This window comes from Ruegeria sp. G12 (genome assembly GCF_056533565.1).
The window spans coordinates 331,588-348,564 of record NZ_JBQFOO010000001.1; the positions used below are offsets into that span (position 1 = coordinate 331,588).

The following is a 16,977-nucleotide window of genomic DNA, read 5'->3' on the forward strand; positions in this document are numbered from 1 at the left end:
CGTAGCTGTAGCTGGTTTCTGACATATTTAGCGTAAAGTGTCAGCATGTCAATTGACAAAATGAGCAAAAAGTGTCAGAGGTTTCTTCATGACGGAAACCACTGATGACTCTCGACAAACAGCGATCCTGAACTCGGCCTTTCAGGCCTTCGCGAGCTATGGATTCCGCAAAACCTCGATGGACGACATTGCGCGCGGTGCGGGCATGTCCCGACCCGCCGTCTATCTGCACTACAAGAATAAAGAAGCGATTGTCCGCAAGCTCACCGAACTGCACTATGAGGGGAAGATCGCCGCCGTCAGTCAGGCGCTGGTGGGCGACGGGCCTGTGTCCCGAGTTCTGAAAGATGCGGTCGACGCCCAAAGCGAAGGCATGGCCGCCATTCTGGCCTCGCCACACGGGTTGGAGATGTTGGACACCACCAAATCCATGTCGACTGATATTGTCGAAAAGGGCGAGGCAAAGCTGACGGCGCTTTACTCCGCATGGCTGACACGAGAGGAGGCGGCTGGACGGGTGAAGCTGACGGCGGGGCCGGATGAGACCGCTCAGACCATTACTGCCTCGCTCAAGGGCATCAAGTTGACAGCGGCGAGCGCCGAGGATTTCGAGACGCGAACAACGCAGTTGGCGGCGCTGCTTGGGGCGGGGTTGGAGGTTCGGTAGGTCACTGACGCCGATCAAATCAGACCAGCCAAACGTGTATCCTCGGTGATGCGACATCCTGTTTTTTGCCATTGCGGCCTGAAACCGGTAGGACGTGTCGCAGAAGCGACATGTGCCATGCGTGTCGTCACCCAAAAGGATCGCGCATGCGCCGGATCGACATACCGCCTGTCTGGCTTTTGGGATTTGCCCTGCTGGCCTGGCTGCAGGCGAATTACCTTGGCCTCGGGTTATCCCTGTCAGGTGGCGTAACGCAACTGCTGAGCGGTATTCTAATCGGCGGCGGCATATTGCTTGCCGTGCTCGCCGTTCTGGAATTCCGCCGTCACCGGACCACGGTCATCCCGCACGAGACGCCCTCGGCCATGGTGCAGACGGGCATCTATAAACGCAGCCGCAATCCGATCTACGTGGGCGATGTTCTTATCCTTGCTGGATTGATTTTGCGCTTTGACGCCGTGGTGTCGCTGGTGCTGGTCCCGATATTTGTCTGGGTGCTGGAACGGCGCTTCATCCTGCCGGAAGAGGATCGTTTGCGGCGGACCTTTCGGATGGATTTTGCCAGATACGAACAGCAAACAAGGCGATGGATATGAGGTATGCAACTGATGACCTAATGCGTAAAATGCCGCGCTTGCGAAATAATCTTGCGCGAGATACATGAATGCTTAACAAACAATGCTGACCACCCGCTCGGCCTGAGTGAAAATTAGGGGGAACTGCCAGTGAAGATAGGCACACCGAAGGAAATACTGGACGGAGAGAATCGGGTGGCAATGACCCCGGACTCGGCTGTTCAGCTACAGAAACTGGGTTATGACTGCGCCATTGAGAAAGGTGCAGGTGCCGCTGCCGGCTTTTCCGATGCGGCATACGAGGCCGTCGGCGTCGAGATTGTCAAAACCGCCGCTTCGCTTTGGAAAACCGCTGACATCGTCGCCAAGGTCCGGGTGCCGACCGAAGTCGAGCTCAAGCGCCTGACCAAGGGCAAGACGTTGATCTCGTTCTTCAACCCTGCGGGGAACGAAGAAGGGATGGAACTGGCCAAATCCAAGGGTGCCAATGTCATCGCCATGGAGATGGTGCCGCGGATCAGCCGCGCGCAGAAGATGGACGCGCTGTCCTCGATGGCGAACATCGCGGGGTATCGTGCCGTTATCGAAGCGGGCAACAACTTTGGTCGTTTCTTCACCGGTCAGGTGACAGCGGCAGGCAAGGTGCCGCCTGCCAAGGTGCTGATCGTCGGGGCCGGTGTGGCCGGTCTGGCCGCTATCGGAACCTCGACCTCGCTTGGTGCGATCACCTATGCGTTCGACGTGCGCCCGGAAGTGGCCGAGCAAGTCGAATCCATGGGGGCCGAATTCGTCTATCTGGACTTCGAGGAAGAACAGCAGGACGGCGCATCAACCGGCGGCTATGCCTCGGTCCAGTCGGAAGAGTTCCGCAATGCGCAGCTGGCCAAGTTCCGTGAACTGGCGCCTGAGATGGACATCGTGATCACCACCGCGCTGATCCCGAACCGCGAGGCTCCTGAGCTGTGGACCAAGGATATGGTCGAGGCGATGAAGCCGGGCTCGGTTATCGTGGACCTTGCGGCGGAAAAGGGCGGCAACTGCAAGCTGACTGTGGCGGATGAGAAGATCGTGACCGACAATGGCGTGACCATCATCGGCTATACCGATTTCCCCAGCCGGATGGCGGCGCAGTCGTCGTCGCTCTACGCTACCAATATCCGTCACATGATGACTGATCTGACGCCCGAGAAGGACGGTCAGATCAATCACGACATGGAAGATGACGTGATCCGCGGTTCGACTGTGACCTTCGAGGGTGACATCACCTTCCCGCCGCCGCCGCCCAAGGTGCAGGCGATTGCGGCGCAGAAGAAACCGGAAGTCAAGGAACTGACCCTGGAAGAGAAAAAGGCGCAGGAAATCGCGGCCTTCAAGGCGCAGACCAAGCAGCAGGTCACTCTGTTAGGGGTCGGTGGCGCGCTGATGCTGCTGGTGGGGCTGGTTGCTCCGGCCAGCTTCATGCAGCACTTCATCGTCTTTGTGCTGGCGATCTTCGTGGGCTTCCAGGTGATCTGGAATGTCTCGCACAGCTTGCACACACCGTTGATGGCGATCACCAACGCGATCTCGTCGATCATCATCGTTGGGGCGTTGATGCAGATCGGATCGGGATCGTTCCTGGTCATTCTGCTGGCGGCGCTGTCCGTGTTTATGGCCGGGATCAATATCTTCGGCGGCTTTCTTGTCACCCGGCGCATGCTCGCCATGTTCCAGAAATCTTAAGGAGGCCGGGTAGATGATTGGCTTCACCACTGCCGCTTACGTCGTTGCGGCTGTCCTTTTCATCCTTTCACTCGGCGGTCTGTCGAACCAGGAAAGCGCCAAGCGCGCGGTCTGGTATGGCATCGTCGGTATGGCACTGGCGGTCTTTGCCACGCTGGTCGGCCCCGGTTCCGGTCTGTGGCTGCTATCGATCCTGCTGATCATCGGTGGCGGTCTGATCGGCCAATACGTTGCGAAACGCGTACAGATGACCGAGATGCCGCAATTGGTGGCCGCGATGCACTCGCTGGTCGGTCTGGCGGCCGTGTTCGTCGGTTTCAACGCGCATTTCGAGATTCAGAATGTTGCCGAGGTCTTTGCCATCGCCGACGCGGCGAAAGAGGTCGAACTGACCGGTCTGGGCGAATTTGCCAAGCTGATCGCAAAGAAGACGCCAGCCGAACTGGCAATCCTGCACGTGGAACTGTTCCTGGGCATCTTCATCGGTGCGATCACCTTCACCGGCTCGGTCGTGGCTTACGGCAAGCTGGCGGGCAAGGTGACTTCGGCGGCAACCAAGCTGCCCGGTGGCCACGCGCTGAATGCGGCGGCGGCTGGCCTCTCGCTGATCTGTCTGATTTGGTACACCAGCTCGGGTGGCTTCTTCCCGTTGCTTCTGATGACGCTGGCGGCGCTGTTCATCGGCTATCACCTGATCATGGGCATCGGCGGGGCCGACATGCCGGTGGTTGTGTCGATGCTGAACAGCTATTCGGGCTGGGCGGCGGCAGCAATCGGCTTCTCGCTGGGCAACGACCTGCTGATCGTGGTCGGTGCGCTGGTTGGTTCCTCGGGTGCGATCCTGTCCTACATCATGTGTAAGGCGATGAACCGGCACTTTGTCAGCGTGATCCTGGGCGGCTTCGGCGGCACTTCGGGCCCGCAGATGGAGGTCGAGGGCGAGCAGGTGGCCATCGAAGCCGATGGCGTGGCCGCGGCCCTCAATGACGCTGACAGCGTGATCATCATCCCGGGCTACGGTATGGCGGTTGCGCAGGCGCAGCAGTCGGTCAGCGAACTGGTTCGCAAGCTGCGCGCCGCCGGGAAAGAGGTGCGGTTTGCAATCCACCCGGTCGCCGGTCGTTTGCCGGGGCACATGAACGTGCTGCTGGCCGAGGCCAAGGTGCCCTATGACATCGTGCTGGAGATGGACGAGATCAACGATGACTTCCCAGAAACGGATGTGGCCATCGTCATCGGCTCGAACGACATCGTGAACCCTGCGGCGCAGGAAGATCCCAACAGCCCCATTGCCGGGATGCCGGTTCTGGAATGCTGGAAGGCCAAGCAGGTTTTCGTATCCAAGCGTGGTCAGGGCACCGGGTATTCGGGCATCGAAAACCCGCTGTTCTTCAAGGAAAACACTCGCATGTTCTATGGCGATGCCAAAGCGTCGCTGGACAAGCTGCTGCCAATGATCGACTGATCTTAGGGGTACAATCAAATTGCAAAGGGCGCCTGCGGGCGCCCTTTTCTTGTTTATTGTTGGGGGGCTTCGCCCCCCATGATCCCCCCAGGATATTTTTGGCCAGATGAAGCAGACGGGGTGTGGTACATTGAGATCACACTGGAGGTCTGTGATGCAGAAGGTGAACGGAATTGGCGGAGTGTTCTTTCGCGCCAAAGACCCAGCGGCATTGAGCGCGTGGTATGAGAAACATCTGGGCGTCCATCATTATGATCCGGTGCCCTGGAAACAGCGGGAAGGGTATACGGTGTTTGCTCCGTTTGCCGAAGACACCGGGTATTTCGGGCGGGCCGAACAGCAATGGATGATTAACTTCCGCGTCGACGATCTGGCTGCCCTGACCGCGCAGCTGGAAGCCGCCGGGATTACGGTGGAAACCAATGCCGAATGGGACAGTGAGGTTGGTAAATTCGCCCGCATACACGATCCCGAGGGCAATCCCATCGAGCTCTGGCAGCCAAATCAATGAGATAGCGGGTTTGTATACCGTAGCACTCATGTAAGTATATGAAATAAAATGAGAATTGATGTATTGAACAAGTAACGTATAGTCCTTGTGGACTGTACGGAGCGATTTATGACACCTATCCAGGATCATCCCCTGCGTTTTGCGCTGGCCAATGAACTGCATGCGCGGCCGTTCCCGGTTGCGAAGGTGCCATGCACCGTGGCTTTCCTGGCGATCAAGAAACCGGATGACGCCGTTGGTCGGGATAAGGCCGAAGACATCGCTCATCTGACCGAGTTGCTCAATCGTCACGGCGCACCGCATCCGCAGCCTGCGGCCACGCATTACGCAGGCCAGATCGGACGCCACTGGCTGAAGTGGGAACAGCATACTGAGTTTGTGACCTACACGGCGATTACTCAGAACGTGAGTGACCGGCCCTTCAACCCGGCGGATTTCGAGGTCTTTCCTACCGACTGGTTGCAGAGCAGCCCTGGGCAGAGGGTGACCTCGGTCCTGATCCGTGTTGTGCCGCGCCCGGATGACGAACAGGTTGTGGCGTGCCTGTCCGACTGGTTCGAACCCGAAAGCCTGGCTGTTGCCCGTGTGCTTGATGACTCGGCCATTTGTGCAAGCGATTTTCGCATCGATCCCGCCGGGCACATGCGTTTCGCCTTGTTTGTGTCGGACGGAACCGGCGACAGGCGAACCGGGCGGATCATTCAGCGGCTGTGCGAAATTGAGATCTATAAGGCGGTGTCGATGCTCGGCTTCGCCAGGGTCAAAAGCCTGATGCCGCGCATTGGTGAGTTGGACAAAAAGCTGAGCGATCTGATGGTCGAGATGACGGATGGTGACAAACATCCCGATGATCTGCTGCTCCAGCTTTTGGCCACGTCGACGGAACTGGAAACCCTTTCGGCCCGGTGCGCATTCCGGTTTGGAGCCACCGGAGCCTATGAGGTCATCGTGAACCAACGGATCGAAGTTCTGCGCGAGGAGCGGTTTCAGGGCGGACAGACCTTTGCCGATTTCATGATGCGCCGGTACGACCCGGCCATTCGCACGGTGAAATCAACGGAAAAGCGCCTGCAGACCCTGTCGGACAGAGCGATCCGCGCGGGTGAGCTGCTTCGGACACGGGTCGATGTCGAACGCAGCGCACAAAATCAGGCGCTGCTGGAAAGCATGGACCGCCGCGCCGATCTGGCGCTGAGGCTGCAGCACACGGTTGAAGGGCTCTCGGTGGTTGCCATCAGCTACTACGCAGTGTCGCTGGTCAGTTATCTGCTGTATCCGGTGACACAGGCGGGCATCAGCAAGGGCATGTTGACCGCTTTGGTTACGCTGCCGATAGTGCTGGGCGTCTGGTTTGCAATCCGCCGTATTCGCCGCCGGTTAGAGTAGCGGCTTGCCAGCCCCGCAAAGCGGTGTAGAACGGATCGCGATCAGAGGTCGTTGAACCGGGGGTTTTCCAGTGATCGGAGTTGTTGCCGCTTGGCGCGTTGTGGCGGCCATGTTCATTCTGAACGGTGCCTTGTTTGGCATCTGGGCGTCTCGCATTCCGGCGGTGCGCGACCACCTGCACCTCAGCCACGAAGCGTTGGGCTATGGCCTTTTGTTCATGGCGGCAGGGGCGGTGATTTCGTTTCCCATCACCGGGCGGCTGACGGACCGGTTTGGCGCGGTTGCGGTGACGCGGGTGATCGCGGTTCTTTACACTTTGTCGCTGGTCCTGCTGGCGCTGGCGGACAGCTTTGCGTCCTTGGCGGTGTTTCTGTTCATCTTCGGCGCGTTTCACGGCTCGATGGATGTGGCGATGAATGCCTGGGCTGCCGAGGTTGAGCAACGTTTTGACAAGCCGCTGATGTCCTCGTTTCACGCGATGTGGAGCCTTGGGGCAGGGCTGGGCGCGGTCAGCGGCTTTGTGGCCGTACAGGTCCAACTGACCGTGTTGCAGCATTTTCTGGTGGCAGGCGGTTTTGTGGTTCTGTTTGCCTTGGCTTTGTCTTGGGTTCCGTGGACGTCGCGGCGGTCGGAGTCAGAACCGGGGTCGTTGTTTGCCTTACCCTCGGGCGCGCTGATCCTTGTCGGCGTCACCGCGCTGTGCGGCGCGTTGGGGGAAGGGGCCGTTGCGGATTGGAGCGCGGTATTCCTGCGCGACGCCATTGATGCCGCCGAAAGCGTGGCTGCGCTCGGCTATGCGGTGTTCTCGGTCGCAATGGTGGTCTGCAGGCTTGCCGGAGGGGTTGTTATCGCCCGGTTCGGCCCCGTCGCCTCGGCCCGGTTCGGAGGGGTCTGTGCGGCGTTGGGCGTGTTCTGTGTTGTGTCTGCGGGCGCGGTGCCGCTGGCTTTGCTTGGGTTTGGGATGATGGGTGTGGGCTATGCGGTGATCATGCCGCTGGCCTTCAGCCGCGCGGCCAACGACCCGAACGTGCCGCCCGGGCAGGCCATCGCCAGTGTCGCTACGCTCGGGTACGGCGGCTTGCTGATCGGGCCGCCCCTGATCGGGTTTCTGGCCGAGCTTTTGACCTTGCGACTGGCCTTTGCGGTTCTGCTGCCGCTGGCCGTTCTGATCGTAGTGTGCGTCGGCGCGCTGAGGCGCGCCGACTGAGTTTGTTTAGCGCCCGCGAATACGCGGGTCGAGCGCATCGCGCAGGCCATCGCCCAGATAGTTGACGCTCAGCACCGTCAGCGAGATCGCCAGACCGGGCCAGAACACGCGCTCGGGGTATTGCTGCAGGTAGTCGACGCCATCGAAGAGCAACCGGCCCCATGTCGGGAAGTCAGGCGGGAAGCCGAGGCCCAGGAAGGACAGCGCGCTTTCCGTGATGATCGCCGTGGCGATGCCCAGCGTGGCTGACACCATGATCGGAGACAGCACATTCGGCAGGATGTGCCGCGTGATGATCTGGCTGTTGCTGGTGCCGATGGACCGGGCGGCCAGAACAAACTCACGCTCTTTGATGGCCAGCACGTCCCCCCGCACGATCCGCGCGGTCGGCATCCACGAGGTGATGCCTATTGCGCAGACGATTAGGATGAAGATGCCGCGCTCAAGTCCGAAGGCCGCCGACAGCGGCTCGCGGAACAGCAGCATCATGACCAGCAGCAGCGGCAACAGAGGCAGCGCCAGGAACAGATCGGTCAGGCGCATCAGAGGGCCGTCCAGCCGTTTGAAGAACCCTGCCAGAACGCCGATGAACGAGCCTAGAAACAGCGCCAGCAGCATCGCGGTGATGCCAACTGAAACCGAGGTCTGACCGCCCGACATCATTCGCGCCATGATATCGCGGCCCAACTGGTCGGTGCCAAACGGGTGCGCCAGACTGGGCCCCTGATTGCGCGAGCGGATGTCGATCTGCGTCGGGTCGATGGTCCAGAGGTAGGGGCCAAGATACACGGCTGCGACGATGAAGACGAACAGGACCGCTCCGATCATCGCGCCCTTGTGGGTCTTGAACTGATCCCACACATCGCGCCACTGGCTGCGGGGCGGGGTGGTCAGTTCCTCCATCACGTCTGCTGTGGGCAATGCCGTCGAGGCCGGGGCCAGCCCTTCGTCGGGGACCAGGGTATCGGTACGATCATGATCAGTCATAGCGAATCCTCGGGTCCAGAATGCCATACAGCACGTCGGCGATCAGGTTGAACAGCACGATTAGCACGGCAAAGATGAAGGTCAGCGTCTGCACCATCGGCAGGTCGTTGGCCTGAATGGCCCCGATCAGCAACTGGCCGATGCCATTCACCTTGAATACCTGCTCGGTAATGATCGCGCCGCCGAAGATGGCCGGGATACCCAGCGCAATAACGGTGACGACAGGGATCATCGAGTTGCGCAGGACGTGGACCATGACGACGGTATATTCACTCAGACCCTTGGCGCGGGCGGTGCGAACGTAATCCTGATTGAGGTTGTCCAGCATCGAGGCGCGCATGAAGCGGCTTAGCTGCGCGGTGATCTGCAGGGCCAGAACCATGACCGGCATGATCATCTGCTTGAGCTGCACAACAAAGCTGTCCCAGCTATTCACCACATGGGTCGTGTCATAGATCGACGGGAACCAGCCCAGCTGGACCGAAAAGATCACGATCACCAGCACGCCCGAGAAGAACGGCGGAACCGAGAAGCCGACCATCGATACAAAGGTGCCCATCTGGTCGAACCACGAATACTGGCGATAGGCGGAATAGATGCCGATGGGCAGGGCGATCAGGATGGCGACCACATAGGCGGTGCCGACAACCCACAGGGTCTGCGGGATACGCTGAACGACGATGTCCATGACGGGCGAGCGGGTCTGCCACGAAATCACACGCAGGTCACCTTCGGAAAAGGTGGTGCCGAACATGGCGTCGATCAGAACCTGAGGTTCGATCCAGAAGAACTGCACGATCCATTTCCAGAACCGGATATGCATCGGCTGGCCGAGGCCAAGCGCCTCGCGCATCTTCTCTTTGACTTCGGGGGGGACGGTAAGCGGAACCTGCGCCATCGGATCGCCGGGGGCAAGCTCGAGCAGCAGGAAGATGACGAGGCTGATGAACAGCAGCGTGGGTACGGCCAGCACCAGTCGTCTGATGGTAAAATTGAGCATTAAGAGGCGCCTTTATATGCGTCTTCTTGTTGGGGTGGTGTGCAAAGGACTGCGCCCCGATATGGATCGGGGCGCAGATTTGCAAGGCTAAAGCTTAGGAACCGGTCTTGCGGTACCAGTCCGCAATGTTCCACAGCTCGCTGTCCCAAACATTCAGGACAACGCCACCCAGGGTGTTTGCGTGCGCCGACAGACGACCACGGTGAACCAACGGGATCATGCCGCCGTTCTGCACGATGATGTCGTTCAGCTTTTTCGCGATCTCGGCACGCTGCTCAAGACCTGCGGTTTCGGCCAGTTGACCGTGCAGCTTGTCGAATTCCTCGTTGCAGAAGCGGCTGATGTTTTCGCCCTGCCACTGGGATTCCGGTTTCGGAGCTTTGTCGCACAGACCGTTGCCCAGATAGGATTGCGGGTCGGTGCCGTTGAAGGTGTTGGCGTACATTTCAACGTCGGCATAGAACTTCTGGAACGTGTCGGGCGAGCCCGGATCACCACCGAAGAAGACCGATGCGTTGATGTTGCGCAGTTCCGAGTCGATGCCGATCTGGCTCCACCACTCCTTGATCAGCGCCTGGAAGTCCTGACGGACGGCGTTGGTCGAAGTCTGGTAGACCACTTTCAGCGGCACGCCGTCTTTTTCGCGGATGCCATCGCCATTGGTGTCAACGATGCCAGCTTCGTCCAGCAATGCGTTTGCGCCTGCGATATCCTGCGTGTCACAGGTCATCGAGGTCGAGTTGAACGCAGCCGGGGCCGGAACCCAGTTACAGGTCACTTTGCCTGCCTGACCATAACCGATTTCCACCAGCAGCGGACGATCGATGGCCATCGACATCGCCTTGTAAACCGCAGGGTCCGTCAGGAACGGGTGCGGATGCTTGGCCGTCGAACGCTCACCTTCCGGCAGGTCGGGCGAGGGGTTGGTCTGGTTCAGCATGATACGCTCGACCAGCGGGCCGAAGCCTGCAACCGGCGTGCCCTTGCCGCCTTCCTGCATCTGCGCGATCACTTCGGGCGCAAGCTGCAGGTTCCAGGCATAGTCAAACTCGCCGGTTTCCATAACCGCGCGGCCAGCCGCAGTCGCGTCGCCGCCGCCCTTGAAGGTCACGGTCGCAAACGCGGGTTTCGACGGGTCACGGTAGTTGTCGTTAGCCTTGAATGTGATCACGTCGTTCGGCTTGAACTCGGTGACCACAAAGGGCCCGGTGCCGATTGGGTTGAAGTTCTCGGTGGTGCATTCGGGTGCTTTTGCACCGACACAATCGGCGAACTGCGCGGCCTGAATGATCGGGCTTTCACCGCCCACAAACGGGCCGTAGGGGAACGGGGTGGGGGCGTCGAAGGTGACTTTGACGGTCAGATCGTCCACGGCCTCGACCGAGGTCACGCCTTCGAACTTGGTGACCTGCGCACAGCCGCCTTCGGGGTGCATGCAGTAATCGGCAGTGAATTTCACATCCGCCGAGGTGAACGGAGTGCCGTCTGACCAGGTGATTCCCGGCGCGATTTTCCAGGTGATCGAGGTCAGGTCTTCGCTGACGCCGCCATTCTCGACCGTCGGAATCTCGGACGCGAGGAACGGAACCATATTGCCGTCCTGGTCATAGCGGGCGAGCGGTTCAATCACCAGCGAGGCTGATTCCACATCCTTGGTGCCGCCCGACAAAAACGGGTTCAGGATCGACGGGGCCTGCCAATAAATAATGCTGACATTGCCGTCCGACCCGCGCTCGGCAAAGGCCATCGGGGCCATCGCCGTGCTTGCAATCGCACCAAGCAAAAGGGTTTTGATTTTCATCATACACTCCATGTTGGACACATCGGTGTCTCTGTATTCTCCGCGATGCCCGCGGATTTGGCGTTGCCGCTTTGGGCTTTAGGGTGTTGAAAAACAACGATAACGGCAGTCACACGAACGTGTATTCCGTCTTCTCCCCAAAACGGTTACGCGGCGTATCGAAACAGAGTTTTAGAAAATTGCAAGCCTTGCCTTCAGGAAAACCGGCAATGGGTTTGACTTTTCCCGCCCCCCCGCCTTAGCGTTTGGCACTCAAACCAAAAAGCCGCCAAGGGGAGAGCGCGCGTGCTGGATCAGCCTATTGCCCAGATCAAAAAACTGCGGGTCGAGTTTCAGACCAAGGACGGTCCGGTGGTCGGCGTCGAGGATGTCTCGTTCGAGGTGAATCCTGGCGAAACCGTATGTATCGTTGGCGAATCCGGGTCCGGCAAGTCGGTGTCCTCGCTGTCGCTGATGCGGCTGGTCGAGTTCGGCGGGGGCGAGATCGCGGGCGGGCAATTGTTGTTTGATCGCCGCGATGGCGACGAGATGAATTTGGCCGATGCCAATCAGGATCTGATGAAACAGATTCGCGGCAATGAGATCGGGATGATCTTTCAAGAGCCGATGACCGCGCTGAACCCGGTGTTCACCGTGGGTCGTCAGCTGACCGAGGGGCTGCGCATCCACAAGGATATGTCCAAGGCACAGGCCGAGGAGCGTGCGCTGGAACTGCTGCGACAGGTCCGCATCCCCGAGCCTGAGCGGCGGCTCAAGCAGTACCCGCACGAACTGTCCGGCGGGATGCGGCAGCGCGTCGTGATCGCCATGGCCATGGCCTGCGAACCGCGCCTGCTGATTGCGGATGAGCCCACAACCGCGCTGGATGTGACCATTCAGGCCGAGATTCTGGCGCTGATGGACCGTCTCAAGCGCGAAACCGGGACGGCGGTGATGTTCATCACGCACGACATGGCCGTGGTCGCGCAGATGGCCGACCGCGTGGTCGTGATGTTCCGGGGCAACAAGGTCGAAGAAGGTACCGTTAACGAAATCTTCGAAAACCCGCAGCACGATTACACCAAGGCGCTGCTGGCCGCAGTGCCCAAGCTGGGTGAAATGCAGGGCAAGGCCGCGCCCGAGCCGATGAAGCTGCTGGGCGCCGAAGGTCAGAACATCGCGCCTATTCCGGGCACCGAAGACGTGCTGTTGACCGTCAAGAACCTGACCACACGCTTCCCCGTCAAAGGCGGATTGCTGCGGCGGACCATTTCGAACGTGCACGCGGTCGAGGATGTGTCGTTCACCATCAACCGTGGTCAGACCCTCAGCCTTGTGGGTGAGTCGGGCTGCGGCAAGTCTTCGGCCGGGCGGTCGATCCTGCGGCTGGTCGAGCCGATGAAGGGTGAGGTCGATCTGGACGGCGTCGATATCATGAAGCTGGATCCGGCGGGCCTGCGTAAGGCGCGGCTGGACATGCAGATGATCTTTCAGGACCCGTTCGCCTCGCTGAACCCGCAGATGCAGCTGGTCGATCAGGTGGCGGAACCGATGCGCAACTACGGTGTCGCCTCGGGCTCGGAACTGCAGGATCGGGTGGCGCAACTGTTCGACAAAGTGCAACTGCCGCGCAACTTCATGCGCCGCTTCCCGCATGAGATGTCGGGTGGTCAGCGTCAACGGATCGCCATTGCCCGTGCGCTGGCCCTGAACCCCAAGTTGATCGTAGCGGATGAGGCGGTCTCGGCGCTGGACGTCTCGGTGCAGGCGCAGGTGCTGAATCTGATGATGGAACTGCAATCGGAACTGAGCCTCAGCTATCTGTTCATCAGCCATGACATGGCGGTGGTTGAACGGGTCAGCCACCATGTGGGCGTGATGTATCTGGGTCGGATCGTCGAATTGGGGCCCCGTGCGCGGGTGTTCGAGAACCCCCAGCATGCGTATACGCAGGCGCTGATGAAGGCGGTGCCGATTGCCGATCCGAACAAGCGCAAATCGGAAAAAGATTTGAATTTCAAGCCGATCCCGTCGCCAATTCATCCAATTGGCTACACCCCCGAACCCTCGCAATACAACGAGGTCGAACCGGGCCATTTTGTTCTGACCACCGACAGCGGGTACTAAGCCTCATGGCTGAACGCCTGTCTCCGCTTGAGATCATGACCAAGCTGATCTCATTTCCCACGGTCAGCCGCGACACCAACCTGCCGCTGGTGGATTGGGTCGAAGGCTATCTGGCCAGCCACGGGATCGAGGCGCATCGCTGGCCGGATCCCGATCAGCCCCACAAGGCCGCTTTGTTCGCGCATGTCGGTCCGTGGGACGAGGGCGCGATTGTCCTGTCCGGTCACACGGATGTGGTGCCGGTCGATGGTCAGCCGTGGGACACTGATCCCTTCGTCGTCACCGAGAAAGATGACAAGTATTTCGGGCGCGGCACCTGCGACATGAAAGGCTTTGACGCTCTGGCCATCTGGGCCCTGGTCGAGGCACATCACGCAGGCATCAAACGCCCCCTGCAACTGGCGCTGAGTTTTGACGAAGAGGTCGGCTGCACCGGTGCCCCACCGATGATCGAGGCGATGCAAGGGGTGCTGCCCAAGGGCTCTGCCGTGATTGTGGGTGAGCCGTCGGTGATGCAGGCCGTCACCGGCCACAAGGGCGGGTTCGGTTATGACACGCATATGGTTGGGTTCGAGGTGCATAGCTCGATCATGCACACCGGCGTCAACGCGATCATGGAGGCCGCGCCGCTGATCGACTGGGCCAACCGGCGCAATGCTCAGAACATGGCGGCGCAGCCTTCGGACATCGCGGCGGTGTTCGATCCGCCCTGGACGACGTGCCATGTGGGCATGATCGAAGGTGGTACCGCGCATAACATCACGGCCAAGGATTGCCGTTTCATGATGGATTTCCGCGTGGTGCCGGGCGAAAGCGCGGCCCAATGGCGCGCGGACTATCTGGAACAGGTGAAACTGGCCGAGGCCCGGATGCAGGCCGTTCACCCCGAGGCGCGCATCGATGTTACCGACCATTTCGCAGTGCCTGCCTTGGTGCCCGAGACCGAAGGTGAGGCCGAGATGCTGGTGCGCTCGCTCACCGGCGACAATGCCAGCCATGTGGTCAGCTATGGCACCGAGGCCGGGCAGTTTCAGGAGGCGGGCTATTCCGCCGTCATCTGCGGCCCCGGCGATATCGCGCAGGCCCATCAGCCAAATGAATTCATTACGATTTCTCAATTCAACGCAGGCCAAAAATTCATGGAACGTCTGGTAGAACGGCTCTGCGAATAACGCTCTGATCGGAGGTCAAAGATGCCCGTCAAGAACCGCCTCGCCGAAATGCATGGCGAGATCACCAAGTGGCGTCGTCATCTGCATATGCATCCCGAGCTGATGTATGACGTCGAAGAAACCGCGGGGTTTGTGGTCGACCGTTTGAAAGAGTTCGGCGTCGATGAGATCACGCCGGGGATCGGCAAGACAGGCGTTGTGGCGGTGATCAAGGGTCGGCAGGACACCCAAGGTAGGGTGATCGGGCTGCGGGCGGATATGGATGCGCTGCCGATCGAAGAAGCGACGGGGCTGGACTATGCCTCGACCGTTTCGGGCAAGATGCACGCCTGTGGGCATGACGGGCATACCTCGATGCTTTTGGGCGCGGCGCAATATCTGGCTGAGACGCGGAATTTCGACGGTACGGTGGTGTTGATCTTTCAACCCGCCGAAGAAGGTGGCGCAGGCGGTCTGGCCATGTGTCAGGACGGCATGATGGAGCGTTGGGGTATTCAGGAAGTCTACGGCATGCACAACATGCCGGGCCTGCCGGTCGGAGAATTTGCGATCCGGCCCGGCGCTTTGCTGGCCTCGTCCGATGAGTTTGAAATCGTCGTGACCGGCAAGGGCGGGCACGCCGCCGCACCACATGAAGCGGTCGATACCACGCTTGTGGCGTCGCATATTGTTGTGGCGCTGCAGTCGGTTGTGGCGCGTACCGTTGATCCGATCAAGCGCGTGGTGCTGACCGTTGGAACGTTCGAGACGGACAGCGTTGCCTCGAACGTGATTGCCCATACGGTACGATTGCGGGGCACTGTGCGGACGTTGGACCCGGAATACCGCAAGATTGCCGAGGACCGTGTGCGTCGGATCGCCGAGGATACGGCCTCGGCATTCGATGCCAACGCCAAGATGACATGGACGCCGGGCTATCCGGTGACGGTGAATTCGGACGACGAAACAATCTATGCCGCTGAGGCCGCGCAGGCCGTGGCGGGCAAGGTCAATGACAGCACCGATCCGATCATGCCGTCCGAAGATTTTGCCTACATGCTTGAAGAACGGCCCGGAGCCTACATCTTTATCGGAAACGGGGACACGGCCGCGTGCCATAACCCGGAATACAACTTTGACGACGACGCTATTCCCGCTGGGTGCAGCTGGTTTGCTGAACTGGTGGAACGACGATTGCCTGTCGCCTGATTTGGGAGGATCGGATGCCAATCAAGAATCGACTTGCCGAAATGCACGAGGAAATCACCGGTTGGCGGCGGGATATCCATCAACACCCCGAGATCTTGTATGAGACCCATCGCACCAGTGCTCTAGTGGCGGAAAAGCTGAAAGATTTCGGCTGCGATGAGGTTGTAACCGGCATCGGCCGCACCGGTGTTGTTGGTGTGATCAAGGGCAAGACCGACACGCAGGGCCGCGTGATCGGGTTGCGCGCTGATATGGACGCGCTGCCGATGCAGGAGCAGACGGGGCTGGACTATGCTTCCAAGACCGAAGGCGCCATGCATGCCTGCGGTCATGATGGGCATACGGCGATGGTGTTGGGCGCAGCGAAATACCTGTCCGAGACGCGGAACTTTGATGGCACGGCGATCGTGATCTTTCAGCCCGCCGAAGAGGGCGGCAATGGCGCCGAGGCGATGTGCAAGGACGGTCTAATGGATCGTTTTGGCATTCAGGAAGTCTATGCCATGCACAATGTGCCCGGTGTGCCGACCGGGCAGTTTGCCATCCGCTCTGGCCCATTGCTGGCCGCAGCGGATGAGTTCGATATTCATGTGGAAGGCCGCGGTGGTCACGCGGCCAAGCCGCAGGAGACCATTGATACAACCGTCATGCTGTCTCAGCTGATCGTCGCGCTGCAGACCATCGTGTCGCGCAACGCGGACCCGATCCTGCAGGCGGTTTTGTCGGTGACCTCTGTCGAGACCTCGTCCAAGGCGTTCAACGTGATCCCTCAGTCGGCGCAGGTGAGGGGCACGGTGCGGACCCATTCCAACGATATGCGCGACCTGATCGAAGCGCGGGTGACCGCGGTGGCCGAGGGCATCGCCGAGACATTCGGCGGCACGGTCAAAGTGACCTATACGCGCGGCGTTCCGGTGACGATCAATGCCGAGGAACAGACGGGGTATGCCGCCGAGGCCGCCGTTTCCGTGGGCGGCAACTGTGGCGAAGCGCCGATGGTGATGGGGGGCGAGGATTTCTCGTTCATGCTGGAAGAACGCCCCGGAGCCTTCATTGTGCTGGGCAATGGCGATAGCGCGGGCCTGCACCACCCCGAATACAATTTCAACGACGAGATCATCCCCATCGGATGCTCGTGGTTCGCAGAAATGGTCGAGCGCCGGATGCCGGCGGCTTGAAATAGGAGAGAG

General features: G+C 60.0%; 14 protein-coding genes. 11 read left to right on the plus strand and 3 right to left on the minus strand.

The annotated features are described in order from the left end of the window. The first annotated feature begins 88 nt into the window (after positions 1-88). The 7 genes from ACR0JN_RS01645 (at position 89) to ACR0JN_RS01675 (ending at position 7,533) form a co-directional block, all read left to right on the plus strand. Entirely contained in the window at positions 89-667 is a 579-nt protein-coding gene (locus ACR0JN_RS01645; protein ID WP_480883737.1) for a TetR/AcrR family transcriptional regulator, read from the plus strand. A gap of 146 nt (positions 668-813) precedes the next feature. Then, positions 814-1,263, plus strand: a complete 450-nt coding sequence (locus tag ACR0JN_RS01650) for a methyltransferase family protein (RefSeq protein ID WP_480883738.1) — start codon at positions 814-816, stop codon at positions 1,261-1,263. Positions 1,264-1,392: 129 nt separating this feature from the next. Continuing rightward, positions 1,393-2,964, plus strand: coding sequence for a Re/Si-specific NAD(P)(+) transhydrogenase subunit alpha (locus ACR0JN_RS01655; RefSeq protein ID WP_480883741.1), 1,572 nt, complete (start codon positions 1,393-1,395; stop codon positions 2,962-2,964). Between the two features lie 13 nt (positions 2,965-2,977). Next, a complete protein-coding gene (locus ACR0JN_RS01660) occupies positions 2,978-4,429 on the plus strand; it encodes an NAD(P)(+) transhydrogenase (Re/Si-specific) subunit beta (protein WP_480816523.1) in 1,452 nt (483 codons plus the stop codon). A gap of 154 nt (positions 4,430-4,583) precedes the next feature. Then, positions 4,584-4,940, plus strand: a complete 357-nt coding sequence (locus ACR0JN_RS01665; protein WP_480883743.1) for a VOC family protein — start codon at positions 4,584-4,586, stop codon at positions 4,938-4,940. Between the two features lie 108 nt (positions 4,941-5,048). After that, a complete protein-coding gene (locus ACR0JN_RS01670; protein ID WP_480883745.1) occupies positions 5,049-6,326 on the plus strand; it encodes a DUF3422 family protein in 1,278 nt (425 codons plus the stop codon). 70 nt (positions 6,327-6,396) lie between these two features. Continuing rightward, entirely contained in the window at positions 6,397-7,533 is a 1,137-nt protein-coding gene (locus ACR0JN_RS01675) for an MFS transporter (protein ID WP_480883747.1), read from the plus strand. Positions 7,534-7,539: 6 nt separating this feature from the next. Here ACR0JN_RS01675 and ACR0JN_RS01680 read toward each other — a convergent pair whose 3' ends face one another. From ACR0JN_RS01680 to ACR0JN_RS01690, 3 genes are all read right to left on the minus strand, one after another. Beyond that, positions 7,540-8,520 carry an ABC transporter permease gene (locus tag ACR0JN_RS01680; protein WP_480818550.1) on the minus strand — a complete coding sequence of 327 codons (981 nt, stop codon included), beginning with the start codon at positions 8,518-8,520 and terminating at the stop codon, positions 7,540-7,542. Beyond that, positions 8,513-9,520 (minus strand): ABC transporter permease, encoded by a 1,008-nt coding sequence (locus ACR0JN_RS01685; RefSeq protein WP_170710197.1) that lies wholly within the window; start codon positions 9,518-9,520, stop codon positions 8,513-8,515. Before ACR0JN_RS01685 ends, ACR0JN_RS01680 begins: the two co-directional genes overlap by 8 nt. 94 nt (positions 9,521-9,614) lie before the next feature. Next, on the minus strand, positions 9,615-11,321 hold the full coding sequence (locus ACR0JN_RS01690) for a peptide ABC transporter substrate-binding protein (RefSeq protein WP_480883749.1): 1,707 nt from the start codon (positions 11,319-11,321) through the stop codon (positions 9,615-9,617). Positions 11,322-11,606: 285 nt separating this feature from the next. Here ACR0JN_RS01690 and ACR0JN_RS01695 point away from each other — a divergent pair, with 285 nt between their 5' ends. The 4 genes from ACR0JN_RS01695 to ACR0JN_RS01710 are packed head-to-tail and all read left to right on the plus strand — an operon-like array spanning position 11,607 to position 16,965. Then, on the plus strand, positions 11,607-13,427 hold the full coding sequence (locus ACR0JN_RS01695) for an ABC transporter ATP-binding protein (protein ID WP_480883750.1): 1,821 nt from the start codon (positions 11,607-11,609) through the stop codon (positions 13,425-13,427). 5 nt (positions 13,428-13,432) lie between these two features. Further along, positions 13,433-14,599, plus strand: coding sequence for an acetylornithine deacetylase (argE, locus tag ACR0JN_RS01700; protein ID WP_480883752.1), 1,167 nt, complete (start codon positions 13,433-13,435; stop codon positions 14,597-14,599). 21 nt (positions 14,600-14,620) lie between these two features. Further along, a complete protein-coding gene (locus tag ACR0JN_RS01705; RefSeq protein WP_480883754.1) occupies positions 14,621-15,787 on the plus strand; it encodes a M20 aminoacylase family protein in 1,167 nt (388 codons plus the stop codon). A 14-nt stretch (positions 15,788-15,801) separates the two neighbouring features. Further along, complete coding sequence (locus tag ACR0JN_RS01710) at positions 15,802-16,965, plus strand: M20 aminoacylase family protein (protein ID WP_480883755.1); 1,164 nt, start codon at positions 15,802-15,804, stop codon at positions 16,963-16,965. Positions 16,966-16,977: the final 12 nt, after the last annotated feature.